Source organism: Streptomyces sp. NPDC036984, from assembly GCF_055607665.1.
The window spans coordinates 151,368-174,554 of the sequence record NZ_JBVJRL010000018.1; the positions used below are offsets into that span (position 1 = coordinate 151,368).

4 protein-coding genes and 1 pseudogene are annotated in these 23,187 nt (G+C 72.8%); 3 read left to right on the forward strand and 2 right to left on the reverse strand.

Translation table 11 applies throughout. The annotated features are described in order from the left end of the window. Window positions 1-34: 34 nt before the first annotated feature. Window positions 35-1,051, reverse strand: coding sequence for a substrate-binding domain-containing protein (locus tag ACZ7DL_RS28855; RefSeq protein ID WP_470778471.1), 1,017 nt, complete (start codon window positions 1,049-1,051; stop codon window positions 35-37). A 550-nt stretch (window positions 1,052-1,601) separates the two neighbouring features. Here ACZ7DL_RS28855 and ACZ7DL_RS28860 point away from each other — a divergent pair. After that, window positions 1,602-1,895 carry a putative quinol monooxygenase gene (locus ACZ7DL_RS28860; RefSeq protein WP_470778474.1) on the forward strand — a complete coding sequence of 98 codons (294 nt, stop codon included), beginning with the start codon at window positions 1,602-1,604 and terminating at the stop codon, window positions 1,893-1,895. Between the two features lie 137 nt (window positions 1,896-2,032). Here ACZ7DL_RS28860 and ACZ7DL_RS28865 read toward each other — a convergent pair. After that, window positions 2,033-2,857: pseudogene (locus tag ACZ7DL_RS28865) on the reverse strand (SDR family NAD(P)-dependent oxidoreductase); the annotation flags it as partial. Between the two features lie 150 nt (window positions 2,858-3,007). On the opposite strand from ACZ7DL_RS28865, the gene ACZ7DL_RS28870 reads away from it, so the two are divergent. Continuing rightward, window positions 3,008-18,784 carry a type I polyketide synthase gene (locus ACZ7DL_RS28870; protein ID WP_470778475.1) on the forward strand — a complete coding sequence of 5,259 codons (15,777 nt, stop codon included), beginning with the start codon at window positions 3,008-3,010 and terminating at the stop codon, window positions 18,782-18,784. 256 nt (window positions 18,785-19,040) lie between these two features. Next, on the forward strand, window positions 19,041-23,187 hold a 4,147-nt coding region (locus ACZ7DL_RS28875; protein WP_470778476.1), incomplete at its 3' end, for a type I polyketide synthase.

Consider the following 23,187-nt stretch of genomic DNA (forward strand, 5'->3'; position numbering starts at 1 on the left):
GGGAGAGGCGGAGTCGTACGGTCCTGGGGGCGGCTCAGCCCCAGCAGTTCTGCAGGCCGAACGCGGTGTCCTTGGAAGTGACCCCGGCCTGCGCCTTGGCGGTGATCAGGTTGACGCCCGTGTCGGTATAACCGGACGCCTTCTTGCCCTTCTTGGCGTACGTCACCACGGCCTTGACGCCCTCGGCCGCCATCTTCAGCGGGTACTGCTGAGAAGTCGCGGCGATCTTCCCGTCCTTGACCGCCTGGGTACCGGTGCAGCCGCCGTCGACCGAGACGATCAGGACGTCCTTCTCCCGGCCCTTGGCCTTCAGCGCGGTGTATGCGCCCAGGGCGGCCGGTTCGTTGATCGTGTAGACGAGGTTGATGTCGGGGTCTTTCTGGAGGCAGTTCTCCATCGCGGTCTGGCCCTTGGCCTGGTCGCCGCCGGTGTCCTGGGCGCAGGCGACGTCCTTGTCGGTGGCGCCGAAGCCCTTCAGGAACCCGTTGTGCCGCTGCACGCCGACGGAGACGCCCGGCGCGAGGTCGAGGGTGGCCATCTTCGCCGTCTTGCCCTTCATGGCGGCCTTCGCGTACTCGCCGATCAGCTCGCCGGCGTTGAGGTTGTCGGTGGCGAAGAGGGCGTCGACCGCGCTCTGCGGTTCGGTCGGGGTGTCCAGGGCGATGACCAGGACGCCCTTGGCGCGGGCCTTCTGGACCGCGGGCACGATCGCCTTGGAGTCGCTCGGGGTGATGAGGATGCCCTTCACCCCGGCGGCCACCATGTTCTCGATGGCGGTGACCTGACCGGCGTTGTCACCGTCGAACTTGCCTGCGGCGGTCATCAGTTGGACGCCGTCCGCCTTGGCGGCCTTCTCCGCGCCCTCCTTCATCTTCACGAAGAACGGGTTGGTGTCCGTCTTGGTGATCAGCCCGACCTTGACGTCGCCCGAGCCGGAGCTCGAGGAGCCTGATCCGGAGCCGGACCCGCAGGCCGTCAGAGTGAGGGCCGCGACGCCTGTGACCGCGGCGGCTCTGAGCAGGGAGGAGGACAGACGAGTGGTGCGAGGCATGATCGACTCCTGTGGGATAGCGAGCGGCACGGGTTCAGAGCAAGCCGCCCGGTGGTGTCATCGTTGACTTATGTCATCGTTGACACTGCCTGGCGAGGATGATGGACTCCGATTCCCGGCAACGTCAATGCCTTCCCCTCGTCACAAATCGGCAACGCCCGTGACCGCCGCCCCGCGTAGCTGATCAGCAGCTGCGCCGCGACGCGCCCTCCGTACCCGTACTCTCCGAGAGAAGAGCAGCCCATGAGACCGCGCCGGATCACCACTGGCAGTGGACCGCAGAGGAACTGGCGCGGGTGGATCTGTCTGCATCGGCCTGTGTGCACACCGGTTCTCTGGCGCTGGTCCGTGAGCCCGGCGGGGCGGTGGTGGAGGAATTCCTGGCGGCAGCCGCACCGCGCGCCACCATCTGGCACGCCGCAGGGGCGCGGCTCGTCGTGATCACGCTTACAGATGTTCGCCGAGAGCGGCTCGGTGAAGCTGGACCAGGCCCGCCTCTGGCACCTGAACTCCTACCGCGACTGACCCCGACCACGGAGGACATCACATCGTGAACAAGACCCTGCTCGCCGAGTTCACCGCCCGCGAAGGAGCGGAGGACGAGGTCGCCCGGCTGATCCTGGACTACGCCGAGAAGGTGCGTGAGGAGGACGGCAACCTCGCTTTCGACGTCTACACCAAGGCCTCCCACCCGCGCGCCTACCGGATCTTCGAGGTGTACCGGGACGAGGGCGCGTTCCAAGCCCACCTGAATGCCCCGTACGGCGGCCCGTTCAACGTGGCACTCGCCCCGCTGATCGAGGAGGATGCCTCGGTGCTGACCTTCCTCGATCCGGTGACCTGATGCCCCTGCTCCGGTGATCCGTCATCGACCGGGCCCCCTCCCGCGGGCCCGGCCCTGCCTGTGCGCCTGAGAGGGACACGAGCGACTGGCGGTCGCCGCCCCGGTCGGCGATGCTCGGCCACAAGCACAGGCTCGCCTCATGGATCCAAGCGGGCCACGACGGCGCGCAGGCGGGGACTGAAACGGCTCAACAAGCGGACGGCACGGGCGTCGGGGGTCACGGTGACCACGGCGCTGTTGCGGACTACCGCGCGCAGCACGGCCCCGGCGATCTTCTCCGGCGGGCAGCCCCGGCTCCCGAGGCGGCGGGCGGTGGCGGCGCGCAGCCGGGTCTGCTCATCGGGGGACGCGCCGGCGAAGTGCATCAGGGCCGGGAACGATGTGCGGACCATGCCCGGGCAGACCGCGCTCACTCCGATGCCGAACTCCGCGAACTCCGCGCGCAGACACTCGGTCAGCATGAGCGCGGCGGCCTTGCTGGTCGCGTACGCCGGGACCACCCGGGTCGGCTGGAACGCGGCGGCCGAGGCCACGGTCACGATGTGGCCGCCCTGCCCGCGCTCGGCCATGCCCCGGCCGACCAGGCGGCAGCCATGGATGACTCCCCACAAGTTCACGCCCAACGTGCGCCGCCAGTCCTCGACCGAGGTATCCAGGAACCTCCCCGACATGCCGATGCCGGCGTTGTTCACGAGCACGTCCACCACCCCGTGCGTCCTCGCGACACGGTGGGCGAGCCCGTCCATCGCCGCCTCGTCCGACACGTCGGCCACCTCCGCCCAGGCCGCCCGTGCGCCCAGCCCGCGCGCCAGAGCGGCGCTCTCCTCGGCTGCGGGGCCGTCCCGGTCCACGCACACCAGGCGAGCGCCGGCCGAGGCGAACCGGCAGACCGTGGCCCGCCCGATGCCGCTGCCCGCACCCGTGACCAGGACCAGCCGGTCCTCGAAGCGTTTCGCATAGCGATCCATGAGGACCACTATTCCCCCTATTGACAAGACTGTTCACCGTACATCAGGACTCTGGGGCGTCTAGGGGTATTGAGGTGTACTTGTCCTCCCTAGGCTGTGGGAATCCCGTGCCATCTCCCATGCGGCGGTGAGGAGTTCCCGGTTATGGCTGACGAGGAAATGCTCCGCGAGTACCTCAAGCGGGCCACCGCCGATCTGCTGCGCGTCCGGCGCCGGTTGGAGCAGGTCGAATCCGGCAGGCAGGAGCCGGTCGCCGTCATCGGTATGGCGTGCCGGTTTCCGGGGGGTGTGGGGTCGCCGGAGGAGTTGTGGGAGTTGGTGGTGTCGGGTGGGGATGCGATCGGGGAGTTTCCGGTCGACCGGGGTTGGGATGTGGAGGGGTTGTTCGATCCGGAGCCGGGTCGGGTGGGGCGGTCGTACACGCGGTGTGGTGGTTTCCTTTCGGGGGCGGCGGAGTTCGATGCGGCCTTCTTCGGGATTTCGCCGCGTGAGGCTTTGGCGATGGATCCGCAGCAGCGGTTGATGTTGGAGGTGTCCTGGGAGGCGTTGGAGCGGGCGGGGATCGATCCGGCGGCTCTGCGCGGCAGCCGTACCGGCGTCTTCGCCGGGACGATGTCGCACGACTACGCCTCCCGCCTGCTCTGCGTCCCGGACGAACTCCAGGGCTACCTCGGCAACGGGAACGCGGCCGCCGTGCTGTCCGGACGGCTCGCCTACACCTTCGGGTTCGAGGGCCCGGCGCTGACCGTCGACACCGCCTGCTCCTCCTCCCTCGTGGCGCTGCATCTGGCCTGCCAGTCCGTCCGGTCGGGCGAGTCCACGCTGGCGCTCGCCGGTGGCGTCACCGTGATGTCCACGCCCGCCATGTTCATGGAGTTCTCGCGTCAGCGGGGGCTGTCGCCGGACGGCCGGTGCAAGCCGTACGCGAGGGCGGCCGACGGCACCGGGATGTCCGAGGGTGTGGGCATGCTGCTGGTGGAGCGGCTGTCGGACGCCGAGCGCAACGGTCACCGGGTGCTGGCCGTGGTGCGCGGCAGCGCGGTCAACCAGGACGGTGCCTCGAACGGCCTCACGGCGCCCAACGGGCCCTCGCAGCAGCGGGTGATCCAACAGGCGCTGACCAACGCGGGACTGTCGACGGTGGACGTGGACGCGGTGGAGGGCCACGGGACGGGAACGACGCTGGGGGATCCGATCGAGGCGGAGGCGCTGCTGGCGACGTACGGCCAAGAACGGTCCCCGGAACGCCCGTTGTGGCTGGGCTCGGTCAAGTCGAACATCGGGCACGCGCAGGCGGCGGCGGGCGTGGGCGGAGTCATCAAGATGGTGATGGCGCTGCACCACGGCCTGCTGGCGCAGACCTTGCACGTCGACGAGCCGTCGCCGCACGTCGACTGGTCCGGCGGAGCCGTCCGGCTGCTGACGGAGGAGCGGCCGTGGCTCCGGAACGAGACGCGGGCCCGGCGTGCGGGTGTGTCGTCGTTCGGGGTGAGCGGGACGAACGCACACGTGATCCTGGAGGAGCCGCCCTCCCGCGACGATCCGCCGGCGCTCGATGAGATCGGACCGGCCGTCGTGCCATGGTTCCTCTCGGCACGTACGGAGTCGGCTCTGCGTGCGCAGGCGCGCCGGCTGAGTGAGCACGCCCGGCGTGCGGAGGCGGGTCCGGTCGAGATCGGCCGTGCCCTGGTGGCCGAGCGTGCGGTGTTCGAGCACCGCGCCGTCGTCCTCGCCGACGATCTCGACGGGCTGCGGCACGGGCTCGACGCCCTCGCCGCGGCCCGGCCCGCACCGGAGGCCGTCAGCGGCACCGCGACCGCCCACGGTCCGGTGGCGTTCCTGTTCCCGGGCCAGGGCACACAGCGGGCGGGCATGGGCCGCGAACTCCACCGGACGTTCCCGGCCTTCGCGCGCGCCTTCGACGAGGTGTGCGCGCACTTCGGCCCCCTCGGCGCGGCCGGTCACGCCCTCAGCGAGGTCGTGTTCGCCGCCCCCGGCTCTCCCGAGAGCGAGCTGATCGGCCGGACGGAATACGCCCAGCCCGCCCTGTTCGCACTCGGAGTCGCGCTCTACCGGTTGGTCGAGAGCTGGGGTGTGACGCCCGACTACGTCCTCGGGCACTCCGTCGGCGAGCTGGCCGCCGCGTACGTCGCAGGAATGCTGTCCCTCCCCGACGCGACCGGCCTCGTGTCCGCCCGCGGCCGGCTGATGCAGGCCATGCCCGGCACCGGGGCGATGGTCGCCGTCGAAGCCTCGGAGGAGGAAGTCCGGCCACTGCTGGAGGAGTTCGCGGACCGCGTCGACCTCGCCGCGGTCAACGGCCCGTGTGCGGTCGTCCTCTCCGGCGACGAGGACGCCGTCTCGGATCTCGCCGCGCGCTGGACGGCCCAGGGCCGCAGGACCCGACGGCTGCACACCAGCCACGCCTTCCACTCCCCGCACCTGGACGCCGTCCTGGACGACTTCCGCCGCGCCGCCGCACGGATCGCCTTCAGCCCGCCGGCCATCCCCGTCGTCTGCAACCTCACCGGCGCCCCGCTTCCCCCGGAGACCATGGGCACCCCGGACTACTGGGTGCGGCACGCCCGCGACACCGTACGGTTCGGCGACGGCCTTGCCTGGCTCCAGGGCGAGGGAGTCACCGCGTACCTCGAACTCGGCCCCGACGGCGCCCTCTGCGCCCTCGGCCAGGACGCTCTCACCGGGCCCGCGGTCATGCTGCCCGCCCTGCGTCCCGACAGGGCCGAGGACAGGTCGGTGCTCACCGCCGTGGCCGGGCTGTCCGTGCGCGGGGCACGGGTGGACTGGACCGCCGTACTGGGCACCGGGCCCGACCTGGCCCGGCCCCGGGTGGACCTGCCGACGTACGCCTTCCAGCGCGACCGGTACTGGCTCGACGCGGGCGAGCCGCAGGCCGCGGTGGCCATGAGCGACGACGGCCCGCTGTGGCAGGCGGTCGACCGAGCGGACCTGACCGAGGTGGCGGCGCTGCTGGAGGTCGACGAGGACGCGCCGCTGGGGCCCGTGGTGGCGGCTCTGGGCGAGTGGCGGCGGGCGTCCCGGGCACGAGAAGCGGTCGGGGCATGGCTGTACCGGGAGGAATGGCGCCCGCTGTCCCGGCCCGGCGGGACGACCGGGACCGGTACCTGGCTGCTGGTGGCACCCGAGCACGCCGAGGGCGCCGCCGCCGTGGCGGCGGGGCTGGAGCGGTCCGGCGCCCGCGTCCGCACCGTGGCCGTGGACGGGGCCCGCGCCGACCGGGACGCCCTCGGCCCGCGCCTGCGCGACGCGCTCGGCGACGAGGAGCCGATCGGGGTGCTCGCGCTGTGCGACGCCGTCGGACCGACGCTGACCCTGATCCAGGCGCTGGCCGACGTGCCGGCGCCGCTGTGGTGTGTGACGCGAGGCGCGGTGTCGGTGGGGGACGGGGACCTGCTGTCCGAACCGGATGCCGCACCGGTGTGGGGGCTGGGCCGGGTGGCCGGCCTGGAGGTGCCGGACCGGTGGGGCGGCCTGGTCGACCTGCCGCCCGTCGTCGACGAGCGGACGGTGGAGCGTCTGGTGGGCGTGCTCAACGACCCGGACGACGAAGGAGAGTTCGCTGTCCGCCCGTCCGCTGTGTTCGTACGGCGCCTGGTGCGAGCCTCCTTGCGGGAGGCGGCCGGCGGATGGCGGCCGCGCGGAACCGTGCTGATCACCGGCGGCACCGGCGAACTCGGCGGGCACGTCGCCCGGTGGCTGGCCCGGCGCGGCGCGGAGCACCTGCTGCTGATCAGCCGCAGCGGCCGGGAGGCCAAGGCGGCGGCGGAGCTCCGGGAGGAACTCGTCTCCGCGGGCGCCCGGGTGACCATCGAGGCATGCGACGTGGCCGACCGGGCGGCGCTCGCCGACCTGCTCGCCTCCGCCGTCCCCGCCGACTGCCCGCTCGGGGCGGTGGTGCACGCCGCCGGCGTCCTGGACGACGGCGTACTGGACACGCTGACGCAGGACCGCCTGGAGCGCGTCCTCGGGGCGAAGGCGGCCGGCGCGCGGAACCTGCACGAGCTCACCCGGGGCGCCGACCTCTCCGCCTTCCTCGTCTTCTCCTCCGCCGCCGCGACCTTCGGCTCCGGCGGCCAGGGCGCCTACGCGGCCGCCAACGCGTACCTGGAAGCGCTCGTCCGGCACCGGCGCGGCCTCGGGCTGCCGGGTACGGCGGTGGCGTGGGGCGCCTGGGCCGGCGACGGCATGGCCGGGCAGGCGGTGGCGGCGCACCTCGGTCGCCGTGGAGTGAGGCCGATGGACGCCGGATCGGCGCTGACGGCCCTCGCCCAGGTGCTGGACCAGGACGCGACCTGCCTGACCGTCGCCGACATCGACTGGGAACGCCTCGCCGAGACGGCCACCGGCGGCCCCGCCCGGCTGATCGCAGACCTCCCCGAAGCAGCCCGCGCCCTGCCGGCCGCCGGTCCGGCGCCGTCCGGGACGCTGCGCGCGCAACTCGCCCCCCTGGATCCGGCCGAGCGCGAACGCACGCTCCTCGAACTCGTCCGCACCCACGCGGCCGCCGTACTCGGCCACCGTTCCGCCGCCGCCATCCGGCCCGAACACGTCTTCCGCGACCTGGGTTTCGGCTCGCTCAGCGCTGTCGAGCTGCGCAACCACCTGAACGCGGCGACCGGGCTGCGGCTGCCCAGCACTCTGGTCTTCGACTACCCCAACCCGGCCGCCCTGGCCGCACACCTGGGCTCGCTGCTGCGCACCGACGCCGGCACCGCCCCGATCCCCTCGGCGTCGACCGCCCTCCGCGGGAGCGCCGACGAGCCGGTCGCCGTCATCGGTATGGCGTGCCGGTTTCCGGGGGGTGTGGGGTCGCCGGAGGAGTTGTGGGAGTTGGTGGTGTCGGGTGGGGATGCGATCGGGGAGTTTCCGGTCGACCGGGGTTGGGATGTGGAGGGGTTGTTCGATCCGGAGCCGGGTCGGGTGGGGCGGTCGTACACGCGGTGTGGTGGTTTCCTTTCGGGGGCGGCGGAGTTCGATGCGGCCTTCTTCGGGATTTCGCCGCGTGAGGCTTTGGCGATGGATCCGCAGCAGCGGTTGATGCTGGAGGTGTCCTGGGAGGCGTTGGAGCGGGCGGGGATCGATCCTGCGGCTCTGCGCGGCAGCCCTACCGGCGTCTTCGCCGGGATGTGCAGCCAGGACTACGCCGATCTCGTCCGGCGCGGCACGGCCGACCTGGAGGGGTACGCCCTCACCGGTCTGTCCAACAGCGTCACCTCGGGCCGGCTGTCCTACACCCTGGGGCTGGAAGGCCCCGCGGTGACGGTGGACACGGCGTGTTCGTCGTCGTTGGTGGCGTTGCACCTGGCCTGTCAGTCGCTGCGGTCCGGGGAGTCGGAGCTGGCGCTGGCCGGTGGGGTGACGGTGATGTCGACGCCGGGGGCGTTCGTGGAGTTCTCGCGGCAGCGGGGCCTGTCGCCGGACGGGCGGTGCAAGGCGTACGCGGCGGCGGCGGACGGGGTGGGGTGGTCGGAAGGTGTCGGCGTGCTGCTGGTGGAGCGGCTGTCGGACGCCGAGCGCAACGGTCACCGGGTGCTGGCGGTGGTGCGGGGGAGCGCGGTCAACCAGGACGGTGCGTCGAACGGCCTGACGGCCCCGAACGGGCCCTCACAGCAACGTGTCATCCGACAGGCGCTGGCCGCCGCGGGACTCTCGGCCGCTGAGGTGGACGCGGTCGAGGGGCACGGGACCGGAACGACGCTGGGTGATCCGATCGAGGCGGAGGCGCTGCTGGCGACGTACGGCCAGGAACGCGCACCGGAGCGGCCGTTGTGGCTGGGGTCGGTGAAGTCGCATCTCGGGCACACGCAGGCGGCGGCGGGCGTGGCCGGGGTGATCAAGATGGTCATGGCGCTGCGGCACGCGTCGCTGCCGAAAACCTTGCACGTGGACGAGCCGACGCCGCACGTGGACTGGTCCGGTGGTGCGGTACGGCTGTTGACGGAGCCGGTGCCGTGGGCGCGCGCTGATCACGTCCGGCGTGCGGGTGTGTCGGCGTTCGGGGTGAGCGGGACGAACGCGCACGTGATCCTGGAGGAGCCGCCGTCCCGGGACGATCCGCCGACGGCCGCGGACACGGCGACGGACACGGCCGCGGACACGGCGACGGACACGGCGACGGCGACGGCGACGGCCATGGCGGCCGGGCCAACCGTCGTGCCGTGGGTGGTCTCGGCGAAGACCGAGTCCGCGCTGCGTGCGCAGGCGCGCCGGCTGAGTGACCACGCCCGGCATACGGAGGCGGGTCCGGTCGAGATCGGCCGTGCCCTGGTGACCGAGCGTGCCGTGTTCGAGCACCGCGCCGTCGTCCTCGCCGACGATCTCGACGGGCTGCGGCACGGGCTCGACGCGCTCGCCGCCGATCTGCCGACGGCCGCGGTGGTGACCGGCCGCTCCGGCCCGGCGGCGGACGGGAAGATCGCGATGCTGTTCGGCGGCCAAGGGACCCAGTGGGACGGCATGGCCGCCGAACTCCTCGACACATCCACGGTGTTCGCCGCGCGCATGACCGACTGCGCCGAGGCGCTGCGCCCCTACCTGGACTGGGAGGTGCTCGGCGTCCTGCGCGGCGAGCCGGACGCCCCGCCGCTGGACCGCGTCGACGTGGTCCAGCCCGTGCTCTTCGCGGTGATGGTCTCCCTGGCGGCTCTCTGGCGTTCCTACGGAGTCCACCCCGACGCAGTCGCCGGGCACTCCCAGGGCGAGATCGCGGCGGCCTGCGTCGCCGGCGCCCTCTCCCTCGAGGACGCGGCCCGCGTCACCGCTCTGCGCAGCCAGGCACTCGCCGCGCTCGCCGGCCAGGGCGCCATGGCCTCGGTCGGCCTCCCGGCGGAGGAACTGGAACCCCGGCTCGCCGCCTGGGGCCCCAGCCTGGTGGTCGCCGCCGACAACGGGGCACGGTCGGCCGTGGTCTCCGGTGCGCCGGACGCCGTCGCCGCACTGGTCGAGGAACTGGCCGGGGACGGCGTCCCGGCCCGTCGGCTGAAGGTCGACTGGGCCTCGCACTCTCCGCAGGTCGAAGCCATCCGCGACCGCCTGCGCGACCTCCTCGCCCCCGTCACCCCGCGCCCCGCCGACATCCCGCTCTACTCCACCGTCACCGGCGAGCCCGTCGACGGCACCGAACTCGACGCCGCGTACTGGTACCGCAACCTGCGCCAGCCGGTGCGGTTCCGGGACGCCACCCGGGCGCTCGCCCGCGACGGCCACACCGTCTTCGTCGAGACCGGCCCGCACCCGGCGGTCGCCGTCGGCGTCCAGGAGACGCTCGACGAACTCGGCATCTCGGACAGCCTCGTCGTCGGCTCGCTGCGTCGTGGCGAGGGCGGCCTGCGACGATTCCTGGAGTCCGCCGCGGAGCTGTTCGTGTGCGGGGTACGAGTGGACTGGGCGAGCGTGCTGGGCGGCGGGCCCGCCGATGCCGCGCGCCGGGTGGAGCTGCCCACATACCCCTTCGAGCGGCAGCGGTTCTGGCTCGACGTGACCGAGCCGGTGCCGTCGACGGCGGACGCCGAGGCCGCCGACGGCCCGCTGTGGGAGGCGGTCGAGCGAGCGGACCCGGTGGCCGTGGCCGGATTGCTCGCCGTCGACCAGGACGCACCGCTGGGGTCGGTGGTGTCCGCCCTGGGCGAGTGGCGGCGGGCGGCCCGGGAGCGCGACCTCGTGGCCGGGTGGCGGTACCGGCCGGTGTGGAAGCCGCAGGCCCGGACCGTTGCGGCGCCGACCCCGCACGGGACGTGGCTGGTGGTCACCACGGCGGACGAGGCATGGCACGAGCCGGTGCCGGCCGAACTGGCGCGCCGCGGGATGCGGGTCGTCCACGTCGCCTGCGCCGACCGCGACGTGCTCGCCGAGGCCATGACGGCCCACGCGCCGCACGGTGTCCTCGTCCTGTGCGGGGGACCGCAGGCCGCCGGCCGGGCGCTGGCGCTGCTTCAGGGGGCCGAAGGCGTGGGGGCGCCGGTGTGGTGCGTGACGCGTGGTGCGGTGTCGGTGGGGGACGGAGACATGTTGTCGGATCCGGATGCGGCCGTGGTGTGGGGGCTGGGCCGGGTGGCCGGCCTGGAGGTGCCGGACCGGTGGGGCGGTCTGGTGGATCTTCCGTCGGTGGTGGACGAGCCGGTGGTGGAACGTCTGCTGGGGGTGCTGGCGGATCAGGACGGCGAGGGGGAGTTCGCCATCCGGGCGTCCGGGGTGTTCGTCCGGCGGCTGCTGCGTGCGCCGTCGCCGCGGACGGAGGCCGCCGAGTGGCGACCGCGCGGCACCGTCCTGATCACCGGTGAGGACGCCGACCCTGACCAGCCGGCCGCACACATGGCCCGGTGGCTGGCCGACCGAGGGGCCGAGCACCTGCTGCTCGTCAACGCCTCGGGTGACGGATTCGGAGGCGCCGAGGTGTCGGCTGCCTCGGGTGATGGGTTGGGAGGTGTCGACGTACCTGCCGCCTGCGACGACGAGTTGGGAGGTGCCGGCGTATCGGCCGCTTCCGGTGACGGGCTGGGAGATGCCGAAGTGCTGGCCGCCTCCGGCAACGGGTTGGGAGGTGTCGATGTACCTGCCGTCTCCGGCAGCCGGTTCGGAGGCGCCGGCGTACCGGCCGCCTCGGGAACCAGGGTCACGCGCGCGGCCTGTGACATCACCGACCCGGCAGCGCTCGCCGACCTGCTCGCCACCGCCGTTCCCGGCGACTGCCCGCTCGGCGCGGTCGTCCACGCCGCCGGCGCCCTCGACGACGGCACGCTCGACTCCCTGACACCGCAGCGGCTGGAGCAGGCGCTGGCGCTGAGGGCGATCGGCGCGCGGAACCTGCACGAGCTCACCCGGGGCGCCGACCTCTCCGCCTTCCTCGTCTTCTCCTCCGCCGCCGCGACCTTCGGCTCGGCCGGCCAGGGTGGTCACACCGCGGCCAACGTGTACGTCGAGGCGCTCGCCGTCCACCGGCGCGGCCTCGGACTGCCGGCCACGGCGGTTGCCTGGGGCCCCTGGGCAGGACACGGCGCCGCCGTCCGGCCGGACGCGGCGGCCGGGTTGCGCCGCCGGGGACTGGCCGAGCTGGCACCCGAACGCGCGCTCGCCGCCCTCGCCCAGGTACTGGCCCACGGCGAGAGCGGCCTGACCGTGGCCGACATCGACTGGCCGCGCTTCACCGCCCACACCGACGCCACCGGCAACCGCACGCCCGTGACCGGCGACCTCCCCGAGGTCCGGGCGCTCGCTGGCACCGCAGGCGACGTCCCGGTGCACGGCACAGCCCTGCGCGACCGGCTCACCGCGCTCGCGCCACAGGCCCGGACCGAGGTCGTACTCGAACTGGTCCGCGGCCACGCGGCCGCCGTACTGGGGCACCGGGACGCCGACGCCGTCCCGGCGGACCGGGCGTTCCGTGACTTCGGCTTCGACTCGCTCACCGCCGTCGAACTGCGCAACCGCCTGAACGTCGCCACCGGGCTGCGGCTGCCGACCACGGTGGTCTTCGACCACCCCAACCCGGCCGCTCTGACCGGGTTCCTCCGGGACGAGCTGTGCGGGACGGCCCCGGCGGCACCGGCCGCGGCCGTCGCCTCCCGAACCGACGACGAACCCATCGCGATCGTGGGAATGGGATGCCGCTTCCCGGGGGGCGTCGGATCCCCGGAGGAGTTGTGGGAGTTGGTGGTGTCGGGTGGGGATGCGATCGGGGAGTTCCCCGTCGACCGGGGTTGGGATGTGGAGGGGTTGTTCGATCCGGAGCCGGGTCGGGTGGGGCGGTCGTACACGCGGTGTGGTGGTTTCCTTTCGGGGGCGGCGGAGTTCGATGCGGCCTTCTTCGGGATTTCGCCGCGTGAGGCTTTGGCGATGGATCCGCAGCAGCGGTTGATGTTGGAGGTGTCCTGGGAGGCGTTGGAGCGGGCGGGGATCGATCCGGCGGCTCTGCGCGGCAGCCGTACCGGCGTCTTCGCGGGAGTGGCGAACCAGGACTACGCCGACCTCGTCCGGCAGGGCGGTGAGGACCTGGAGGGCTACGCGCTCACCGGTGTCTCCGGAAGCGTGCTCTCCGGGCGGCTGTCCTACACGTTCGGGTTCGAGGGCCCGGCGGTGACGGTGGACACGGCGTGTTCGTCGTCGTTGGTGGCGTTGCACCTGGCGTGCCAGTCGCTGCGGTCCGGGGAGTCGGAGCTGGCGCTGGCCGGTGGGGTGACGGTGATGTCGACGCCGGGGGCGTTCGTGGAGTTCTCGCGGCAGCGGGGCCTGTCGCCGGACGGGCGGTGCAAGGCGTACGCGGCGGCGGCGGACGGGGTGGGGTGGTCCGAGGGTGTCGGCGTGCTGTTGCTGGAGCGGCTCTCCGACGCGCGGCGGCTCGGGCATGCCGTCCTGGCGGTGGTCCGCGGCAGCGCGGTGAACCAGGACGGTGCGTCGAACGGCCTGACGGCCCCGAACGGGCCCTCACAGCAACGTGTCATCCGTCAGGCCCTCGCCAACGCGGGACTCTCGGCCGGGGACGTGGACGCGGTGGAGGGACACGGGACGGGCACCACGCTCGGAGATCCCATCGAGGCGCAGGCGCTGCTCGCCACGTACGGCCAGGACCGGCCGGGGGAGACTCCGCTGTGGCTGGCGTCGGTGAAGTCCAACCTCGGTCACGCACAGGCGGCGGCGGGGGCGGCCGGGGTGATCAAGATGGTGATGGCGTTGCGCCGGGAGGCGCTGCCGGCCAGTCTGCACATCGACGAGCCGGCACCGTACGTGGACTGGTCGGCGGGCGGGGTGCGGCTGCTGACGGAGCCGGTGCCGTGGCAACGCGGTGACCGCACCCGCCGTGCGGGTGTCTCGGCGTTCGGGGTGAGCGGGACGAACGCGCACCTGATCCTGGAGGAGCCGCCACACGACCTCGTGGAGGAGCCGCCACACGACATCCTGGAGGAGCCGCCACACGACGACCAACCGACCGGAACCGGAACCAGCACCGATACGGATACCGCCACTGGCACCGGAACCGATACCGCCCCTGACACTGGCACTGACACCGGAACCGACACCGGCACCGAGCCCGCACCGGCGCCGCTGCCCTGGCTTCTCTCGGCGAAGACCGAGCCCGCGCTGCGCGCACAGGCCCGACGGCTCGGCACGTACCTGGCCACTCATCCGGACGTCCGACTCGGCGACATGGCGCGCGCCCTGACCACCCGGCCGGTACTCGACCGGCGGGCAGCGCTGGTGACCGGGGACCGCGACGACCTCATGCGCATCCTGTCGGCCCTCGCCGACGGCACACCCGTGGCCGGGCTGATCGAGCCCCCGGCCCGCCCCACCCGCGGCAAGCTCGCCTTCCTCTTCTCCGGCCAGGGAACCCAACGGCCGGGCATGGGAAAGATGCTGTACGACGCCCATCCCGCCTTCGCCGGGGCGCTGGACGAGGTCCTGGCCGAGGTGGAACCCCTGCTCGACCGCCCTCTGCGCCCGCTGCTCCTCGACGCGGCCGCGCCGCTGGACCGCACCGGCGACGCCCAGCCGGCACTGTTCGCCCTCCAGGTCGCGCTCTTCCGGTTGCTGGAGCACATCGGAATCCGCCCGGACCACATCGCCGGCCACTCGATCGGCGAACTCGCCGCCGCACACGTCGCGGGAGTGCTCACACTCGCCGACGCGGCCCGGCTGGTCGCCGCCCGGGCCCGCCTGATGCAGGACCGGATGCCGTCGGGCGGAGCCATGGTGGCGGTCCGCGCGAGCGAAGCCGAAGTGGCCGAGACCCTCGAAGGCCGGGTGGAACGGCCGGCCGTCGCCGCGGTCAACGGGCCGCGCTCGGTCGTGCTCTCGGGCGCCGAGCAGGACGTGCTGGACGCCGCGGCCGCCCTCGCCGCCCGCGGCATCCACACCAAGCGCCTGACCACCGACCGCGCCTTCCACTCCCCCCTGACGGAACCGATCCTGGCGGAGTTCCGGCAGGCGGCCGCCGCAGTCGCCTACGCCGAGCCGACGATCCCCATGGTCTCCACCGTCACCGGCGACCTCGCCCCCGCCGCCACGCTCACGGACCACGAGTACTGGGTCCGCCAGGTGCGTCACACCGTCCGCTTCGGCGACGCCGTACGCCGCCTGCACGACCACGGCGTCCGTACCTTCCTGGAACTCGGCCCCGACGGCACCCTGTCCGCCCTCGCCGAGGAATGCCTGGACGACGGCACACCCGCGCTCCTCATCCCGGTGCTGCGCGCCGACACCCCAGAGCCGCAGGCGCTGCTCACCGCACTCGCCCGGCTCCACGTCCACCGCACCACGGTCGTCGACTGGACCGCCGCCATCGGTGCGGCGCCGGCCCGGGCCCGGCACCTCGACCTCCCCACCTACGCCTTCGACCACCGCCGCTACTGGCTGGACCCCGCGTCGACGGCGGCCCGGGACGTCTCGGCCGCCGGACTCTCCGCGGCCGCCCACCCCCTGATCGGCTCCGCGGTGGCCCTGGCCGGCTCCCCGCAGTCCCAGGAACTCCTGCTCACCGGCCGTATCTCGCTGCGCACCCACCCCTGGCTCGCCGACCACGCCGTGTTCGGCACCGTCCTCCTCCCCGGCACGGCACTCCTCGAACTGGCCGTGCGTGCAGGGGACGAGGCCGGCTGCACGGCCGTCGAGGAACTCACCCTCCAGGTACCGCTGGCCCTGCCGGAACGCGGCTCGGTGCTCCTCCAACTCGCGGTCGGTGCGCCCGAGCCGGTGCCGGACGGCGTGGAACGGCGCACCTTCGCCCTCTACGCGCGCAAGGACGACGGCCTCACCCCGCCCGCGGCGGTCACCGGAGCCGACTGGACCTGCCACGCCACCGGCGTCCTGACCCGCGGCCGGGACATCGTCGACACCTCCGCCGAGCCCTGGCCGCCCGCCGGCGCCACACCGGTGAACCTCGACCACTGGTACGAGACGCTGGCCGACGCGGGCCTCGGGTACGGGCCCGCGTTCCAGGGGCTGCGGGCCGTATGGCGGGACGGCGAGGAGCTGTACGCCGAGGTGTCCCTGCCCGACGGCCCGGCGGGCGACGCCGGCCGCTACGCCGTCCACCCGGCGCTGCTCGACGCGGCCCTCCACCCGGTCGTCCCGGGCTTCGCCGAATCCGGGACGACCGACGCCCATGGCTGGCTGCCGTTCTCGTGGAGCGGCGTCACGGTGGCGGCCTCCGGTGCGTCCGCGCTCCGCGTCCACCTCAGCCGCCGCTCTCCCGACACGATCGCGCTGGTGGCCACCGACTCCGCCGGGCGGACCGTCCTCGCGGCCGAGTCCCTGGCCTTCCGGCCTGTCACAGCCGGCCAGCTCCAGGCGGCCCGAACCGACTCTCACCACGCCCTGTTCCGGCTCGACTGGTCGCCGACGCAGCTCCCCGACGCGTCCCCGGCGCACGCGATCCGGGCGGTGATCGGCTCAGCGTCGGCTCACCTCGGCACCACCGGCGCAGAGGCGATCCCGTACGCCGACCTGGCGCAGCTCGCGGCCGACGGCGCGCCCGACGTGGTCGTCGTGCACTGCGAGCCCGGCAACGCCGTCGCCGATCCGGCCGAGGCCACCTCCGATCCGGCCGAGGCCACCCGGCAGGCCACCACCCGGGCGCTGGACCTGCTCCAGGGCTGGCTCGCCGAGGCCCGGTTCGCCGACTCCCGCCTGGCGTTCGTCACCCGGGGAGCGGTGGCCGCCACCGCGGGTGAGCCCGTCCCCGACCTCGCGCACGCCGCCGTCTGGGGCATGGTCCGGTCCGCGCAGACGGAGAACCCGGGCCGGTTCGTCCTCGTCGACCTCGACGACACCGACGCCAGCCGGCACGCCCTGGCCGCGGCCCTGCACTCCGGAGAGCCACAGACGGCCCTGCGCGACGGAGCCGCCCATACCCCGCTGCTGGCCAGGGTCCCGGCCGACGGGCGGACCGAACCCGTCCGCTTGGATCCGGAAGCCACCGTCCTGATCACCGGCGGCACCGGCTACCTCGGCCGCCTCGTCGCCCGCCACCTCGTCCAGAATCACGGCGTCCGGCACCTGCTGCTGACCAGCCGCAGTGGCCCTGCCGCGCACGGTGTCGGTGAACTCCTGGCCGAACTCGCCGAGTCGGAAGCGCAGGTCACGGTCGTCGCCTGCGACCTCGCCGACCGCGGGGCCGTCGCCGCACTGCTGGCCGGGATCCCGTCGCGGCACCCGCTCCGTGCCGTGATCCACACCGCGGGCGTCGTAGACGACGGGGTCCTCACCTCGCTGACCCCCCACCGCCTGGACGCCGTCCTGAGCGCGAAGGCGTACGGCGCCGCGCACCTGCACGAGCTCACCCGTGACACCGAACTCGACGCGTTCGTCGTGTTCTCCTCCGCCGCCGCCTCCTTCGGCAGCCCCGGACAGGGCAACTACACGGCCGCGAACGCCTTCCTCGACGCCCTGATGCACCACCGCCACGCCCTCGGCATGCCCGGCCAGTCCCTCGCCTGGGGGCGCTGGGCCGAAGCCGGCGGCATGGCCGAGCACCTCGCCGCGGCCGACCTCGCCCGGATGGCCCGCGGCGGCCTGCTCCCGCTCACCAACGCGCACGGGCTCGCCCTTCTCGACGCGGCCCTCGGCTACGACGAACCGGTGCTGCTCGCCACCCCGCTCGACCCGGGAGCCCTCCACCGGCAGGCGACCTCCGGCACACTGCCGCCCGTCCTACGAGGGCTGGTCCGCACCCCCGCACGCCGGGCCGCCGACCACGGCGTCACCACCGACGCCCCCGCCGAGCTGCGGAAGCGGCTGGCCGCTACCCCCACGTCCGCCGAGCGAACCGCCGTCCTGGCGGAGCTGGTCCGCACCCACGCCGCCGCCGTCCTCGGCCACGATGCGACCGACACGGTCCCGCTCGACGGCGAGTTCCGTGAGCTGGGCTTCGACTCGCTGACCGCCGTCGAGCTCCGCAACCGCCTCAACGCCCTGACCGGCCTCCGCCTGGCCACCACGCTCGTCTTCGACCACCCCACGCCGGAGGCGCTGGCCGACCACCTGGGCGCACTGCTCGCCGCCGACGTCGCTGCAGAGGCGCAGGCAGCGGCAACAACAACGGAGACGAACGACGTCCGGGAGAGCACCGGCACCGTGCCGTCCGCCGACACGGTGGAAGCACTCTTCTGGATCGGCCACGACGCCGGGCGCGTCGAGGAGTCCATGGCCCTGCTCTCGGCGGCCTCCGCCTTCCGGCCGGCCTTCGCCGATCCCACGGCAGTGCCCGCACCGCCGTTCGTCCGGATCGCGCAGGGCGACACCTGCCTCCCGCTGATCTGCCTGCCCACGGTCGCCGCCGTGTCCAGTGTCTACCAGTACGCGCGCTTCGCCGCCGCCCTCGACGGGCTGCGCGACGTCTGGTACCTGCCCGCGCCCGGCTTCATCGACGGTGAACCCCTCCCCGCCGACGTCGATACCGCCACCAGGCTGTTCACCGAGGCCGTCCTCCGCCACACCGACGGCGCGCCCTTGGCCCTCGCCGGACACTCCGCTGGCGGCTGGTTCGCCTATGCCGTCACGAACCGCCTCGAACAGCTGGGCGTCCCGCCGCAGGCCGTGATCGCCATGGATGCCTACCTCCCCGACGAGGGGATGAAGCCCGTCGCGGCCGCCCTCACCAACGAGATCTTCGACCGGGTCACCGAATTCGTGGACCTCGACTACGCCCGCCTGGTCGCCATGGGCGGCTACTTCCGTATCTTCGCCGGCTGGCGGCCGCCCGACCTCACGACACCCGCGCTCTTCCTCCGCGCTCGCGACAGTGAGAAGCCGCCCCCTGTGTGGGGAACGCCGCACACCGTCCGCGACGTCGACGGCAACCACTTCACGATGCTCGAACAGTACGCGGACGCCACCGCACAGCACGTGCACGCGTGGCTGACCGAACTCGCCGACCGGCCCCGCTGACCTTCCCGTTCCCCACCATCGCGTTCGCGCCTTCCCGTCCTCGGTCCCTTCCCGTCCTCGGTCCCTTCCCGTCCTCGGTCCCTTCCCGTCCTCGGTCCCTTCCCGTCCTCGGTCCCTTCCCGTCCTCGGTCCCTTCCCGTGCTCGGTCCCTTCCCGTGCTCGGTCCCTTCCCGTGCTCGGTCCCTTCCCGTGCTCGGTCCCTTTCCGGGCTCGGCACCACCCCAGACTCGGCCCCATCCCAGACTTGGAGACACCGATGGCTACGCCCAGCGAGAAGCTCGTCGAGGCGCTGCGGGCATCCCTGAAGGCCAACGAGACTCTGCGGCGGCGCAACCAACAGCTCACGGCGGCCGCCGAGGCCGCCCGGGAACCGCTGGCCATCGTGGGCATGGCCTGCCGGTTCCCGGGCGGGGTCCGCTCGCCGGAGGGGCTGTGGCAGCTGGTGGCGTCGGGTGGGGACGCGATCGGCGAGTTCCCGGCCGACCGAGGATGGGACATCGGGAAGATGTACGACCCCGATCCGGAACGGCCCGGGACCTCCTACACGCGCCACGGCGGATTCCTCTACGACGCAGGGGAGTTCGACGCCGGCTTCTTCGGTATCTCGCCGCGTGAGGCGCTGGCGATGGACCCGCAGCAGCGGCTGCTGCTGGAGACCTCCTGGGAGGCATTCGAGCGGGCCGGGATCGACCCCTCCTCGGTCCGGGGAACGCGGGCGGGCGTCTTCGCGGGGATGATGTACCACGACTACGCGGCCCGGCTGACGACCATCCCGGAGGGCTTCGAAGGCTACATCGGCAACGGCAGCGGCGGCGCCGTCGCCTCCGGGCGCGTCGCCTACACCCTGGGTCTCGAGGGCCCGGCGGTCACCGTGGACACGGCGTGCTCGTCGTCCCTGGTGGCGCTGCACCTGGCCTGCCGGTCGCTGCGCGCGGGCGAGTGCGACCTGGCGCTGGCGGGCGGCGTCACCGTGCTGTCCACGCCGCACCTGTTCATCGAGTTCTCCAGGCAGCGGGGGCTGTCGGTGGACGGGCGGTGCAAGTCCTTCGCGGCCGCCGCCGACGGCACGGGCATGGGCGAGGGCGTGGGCATGCTGCTCGTCGAACGACTCTCCGACGCACGGCGGTTGGGCCACCGGGTACTGGCCGTGGTGCGGGGCAGCGCGGTCAACCAGGACGGCGCGTCGAATGGCCTGACGGCCCCCAACGGACCCTCGCAGGAGCGGGTGATCCGTGAGGCACTGGCCGACGCGGGGTTGACGGCCGGGGACGTGGACGCGGTGGAGGGGCACGGGACGGGCACCACGCTCGGTGATCCGATCGAGGCACAGGCGCTGCTCGACACGTATGGACAAGTACGGTCGCGTGAAGAGCCGTTGTGGCTGGGCTCGGTGAAGTCGAACATCGGCCACGCGCAGGCCGCGGCGGGCGTGGGCGGCATCATCAAGATGGTGATGGCGCTGCGTCACGGAATGCTGCCGCGGACGTTGCATGTGGATGAGCCGTCGCGGCAGGTGGACTGGTCGGCGGGTGCGGTACGGCTGCTCACGCGGGCGCGGCCGTGGGGTGCGGAGGCGGGGCGGGTACGACGTGCGGGGGTGTCCTCGTTCGGAGTGAGCGGGACGAATGCGCACGTGATCCTGGAGGAGGCTCCGGTAGTCCAAGAGCCCGTGCCAGACGGCGAGTTGCCGGGCCCGTGCCGGGAGGCAGCAGAGGCCGGGGTGGAGGGTGAGCTGCCGGGCCCGTTCCGAGAGGCCGAAGAGGCCGAAGAGGCCGTGGTGGAGGGTGAGCTGCCAGGTCCGGTCCTGGAGGTCGAAGAGGACGTGACGGGCGGTGAGTTGCCGGTGCCGTGGGTGGTGTCGGCTCGGTCCGAGGCCGCTCTTCGGGCGCAGGCGGGGGCTTTGCGGGACTTCGTCACGGCGGACTCCCGAGCCGATCTCACGGTCGTGGGAGCCGAGTTGGCCTGGGGGCGGGCGGTTCTGGAGCACCGTGCGGTGATCGTCGCCTCCGAAGGCGAGGAGTTCGCGCGGGCACTGGAAGCGGTCGCTTCGGGTGAGCCCCACCCGGCGGTCACCCAGGGGAGGGCGGTGGACGGGCGCGGTGGTGTGGTGTTCGTGTTCCCCGGGCAGGGTGGGCAGTGGGCGGGCATGGGCCTGGACCTGCTGCGTACCTCGCCGGTGTTCGCGGAGCGGATCGAGGCGTGTGAGAAGGCACTGGCACCATGGGTGCCCTGGTCGCTGACCGGGATGCTGCACCGCGACGCCGAGGACCCGGTATGGGAACAGGCGGACGTCGTCCAGCCCGTGCTGTTCTCGGTCATGGTGTCACTGGCGGCACTGTGGCGCTCGTACGGCGTCGAACCCGACGCGGTCGTCGGGCACTCCCAGGGCGAGATCGCGGCCGCGCACGTCTGCGGCGCGCTCTCCCTCCCCGATGCGGCCAAGGTCGTCGCGCTGCGCAGCCGCGCTCTGGCCGCACTGCGCGGCCTCGGCGGTATGGCATCGGTCCACCAACCAGCCGCAGCTGTGGAGGAGTTGATCGGTGAGCGGTGGGAGGGCCGGCTGTGGGTCGCGGCGTTCAACAGCCCGCAGGCCACCATCGTCTCCGGCGACACCGACGCCCTCGGCGAACTCCTCACCCACTACACCGACACCGACATCCGCGCCCGCCGCATCCCCGTCGACTACGCCTCGCACTGCCCCCACACCGAAGCCATCGAAGGGGAACTGCTCGACGTCCTGGGCGACATCACCCCGGGTGAGTCGACGGTCCCGTTCTACTCGACGGTCGAGGACGCCTGGCTGGACACCATCGACCTGAACAGCCACTACTGGTACCGCAACCTCCGCTCACCCGTCCGCTTCACCCAGGCCATCACCGCTCTCGCCTCCGACGGCCATCACACGTTCATCGAAACCAGCCCCCACCCCACCCTCACCCCCGCCATCGCCGACCACGGCGACCACCTCACCGCGATCGGCACCCTGCGCCGCCACGACAACGACACCGAACGTTTCCTGACTTCCCTAGCCCAGGCCCACACCAGCGGCCACACCGTCACCTGGACCACCCACTACCCCGACCCCACCCACCACCTCGACTTGCCCACCTACCCCTTCCAACACCAGCGGTACTGGCTCGATGTGCCGGTTGGTGTGGGGGATCTGGCGGCTGCGGGAGTCCAGGCGAGCGAGCACCCTCTTCTGGGGGCTCTGGTTGAACTTGCCGATGGTGACGCTGTGGTGTTCACCGGTCGGTTGTCGCTGTCGACTCATCCCTGGCTCGCCGACCACTGCGTCGCCGGTACGGTCCTGCTTCCGGGCGCGGCGCTGCTGGAGTTTGCGCTGCATGCCGGTGAGCGCACCGGGTGTCCTCGGGTGGAGGAACTGACGCTGCATGCGCCGCTGGTCATCCCTGATTCGGGTGATGTGGTGGTTCAGGCGGTGGTTTCGTCGGTGGACGAGTCCGGGTGCCGTGCGCTGAGTGTGTATGCGCGACCGGTGGGTGATGGTTGGGGTGATGGGGTGTGGACGCGGCAGGCGGAAGGTGTTCTGAGCGCGTCTGTTGGCGGTGAGCCGGCTCGTGATGAGGTTCTGGCCGGCGTCTGGCCGCCTGCCGGTGCCGAGCCCGTCGATCTCGACCTTTTCTACGACCGGCTTGCAGAGGCCGGGTTCGTCTACGGGCCTGTGTTTCAGCAGCTGACCGGGGCTTGGCGCTGTGGTGAGGAGATGGTGGCCGAGGTCGGGCTGCCCGACGGGGCGCTGGCAGGCGTGGCAGGGTTCGGGATCCATCCGGCACTGCTGGATGCTGCTGTTCAGGTGGCGGGGTTGCTGGCTTCGGAGGAGTGCCTGCCGTATGCGTGGAGCGGTGCCGTCCTGCACGCCCGGGGCGTGACCAGGCTGCGGGTGCGCATGACGCCTGCTGACGAGGCCGGGACAACGGTGGCTCTTGTGGTGGCCGATGAGGCGGGTGTGCCGGTTTTCTCGTTGGATTCGCTTGTGCTGCGGCCGGTGTCGTTGGCCGGGTTGGCGCCTGGGCGCGGGGCGCTGTTCGAGGTGCAGTGGGTTCCTTGTGAGGCGCGGGCTGATGGTGTCGTGCCGGAGTTTGTGGTGTGGGAGTGCCCGCGTGGTGGGGTCGCTGAGGTGAGTGCCGCTGCGTTGCAGGTGGTGCAGGAGTGGCTGGCGGAGGATCGTCCGGACCGTGCCCGGTTGGTGGTGGTGACGCGTGGGGCGGTCGTGACCGGCCCGGGTGAGGGTGTGGTGGATGTGGCGGGGGCGGCGGTGTGGGGGCTGGTGCGTTCCGCGCAGTGCGAACACCCGGACCGGTTCGTCCTTCTCGACCTCGACACCGACGACATCGGCGACGTCCCGGTCGCGGCCGCCCTGTCCTGCGGCGAGCCGCAAC

Coding starts and splice junctions, on each gene's coding strand:
- ACZ7DL_RS28870 (WP_470778475.1), top strand. CDS start 3,008: ATGGCTGACGAGGAAATGCTCCGCGAGTACCTCAAGCGGGCCACCGCC.
- ACZ7DL_RS28855 (WP_470778471.1), bottom strand. CDS start 1,051: ATGCCTCGCACCACTCGTCTGTCCTCCTCCCTGCTCAGAGCCGCCGCG.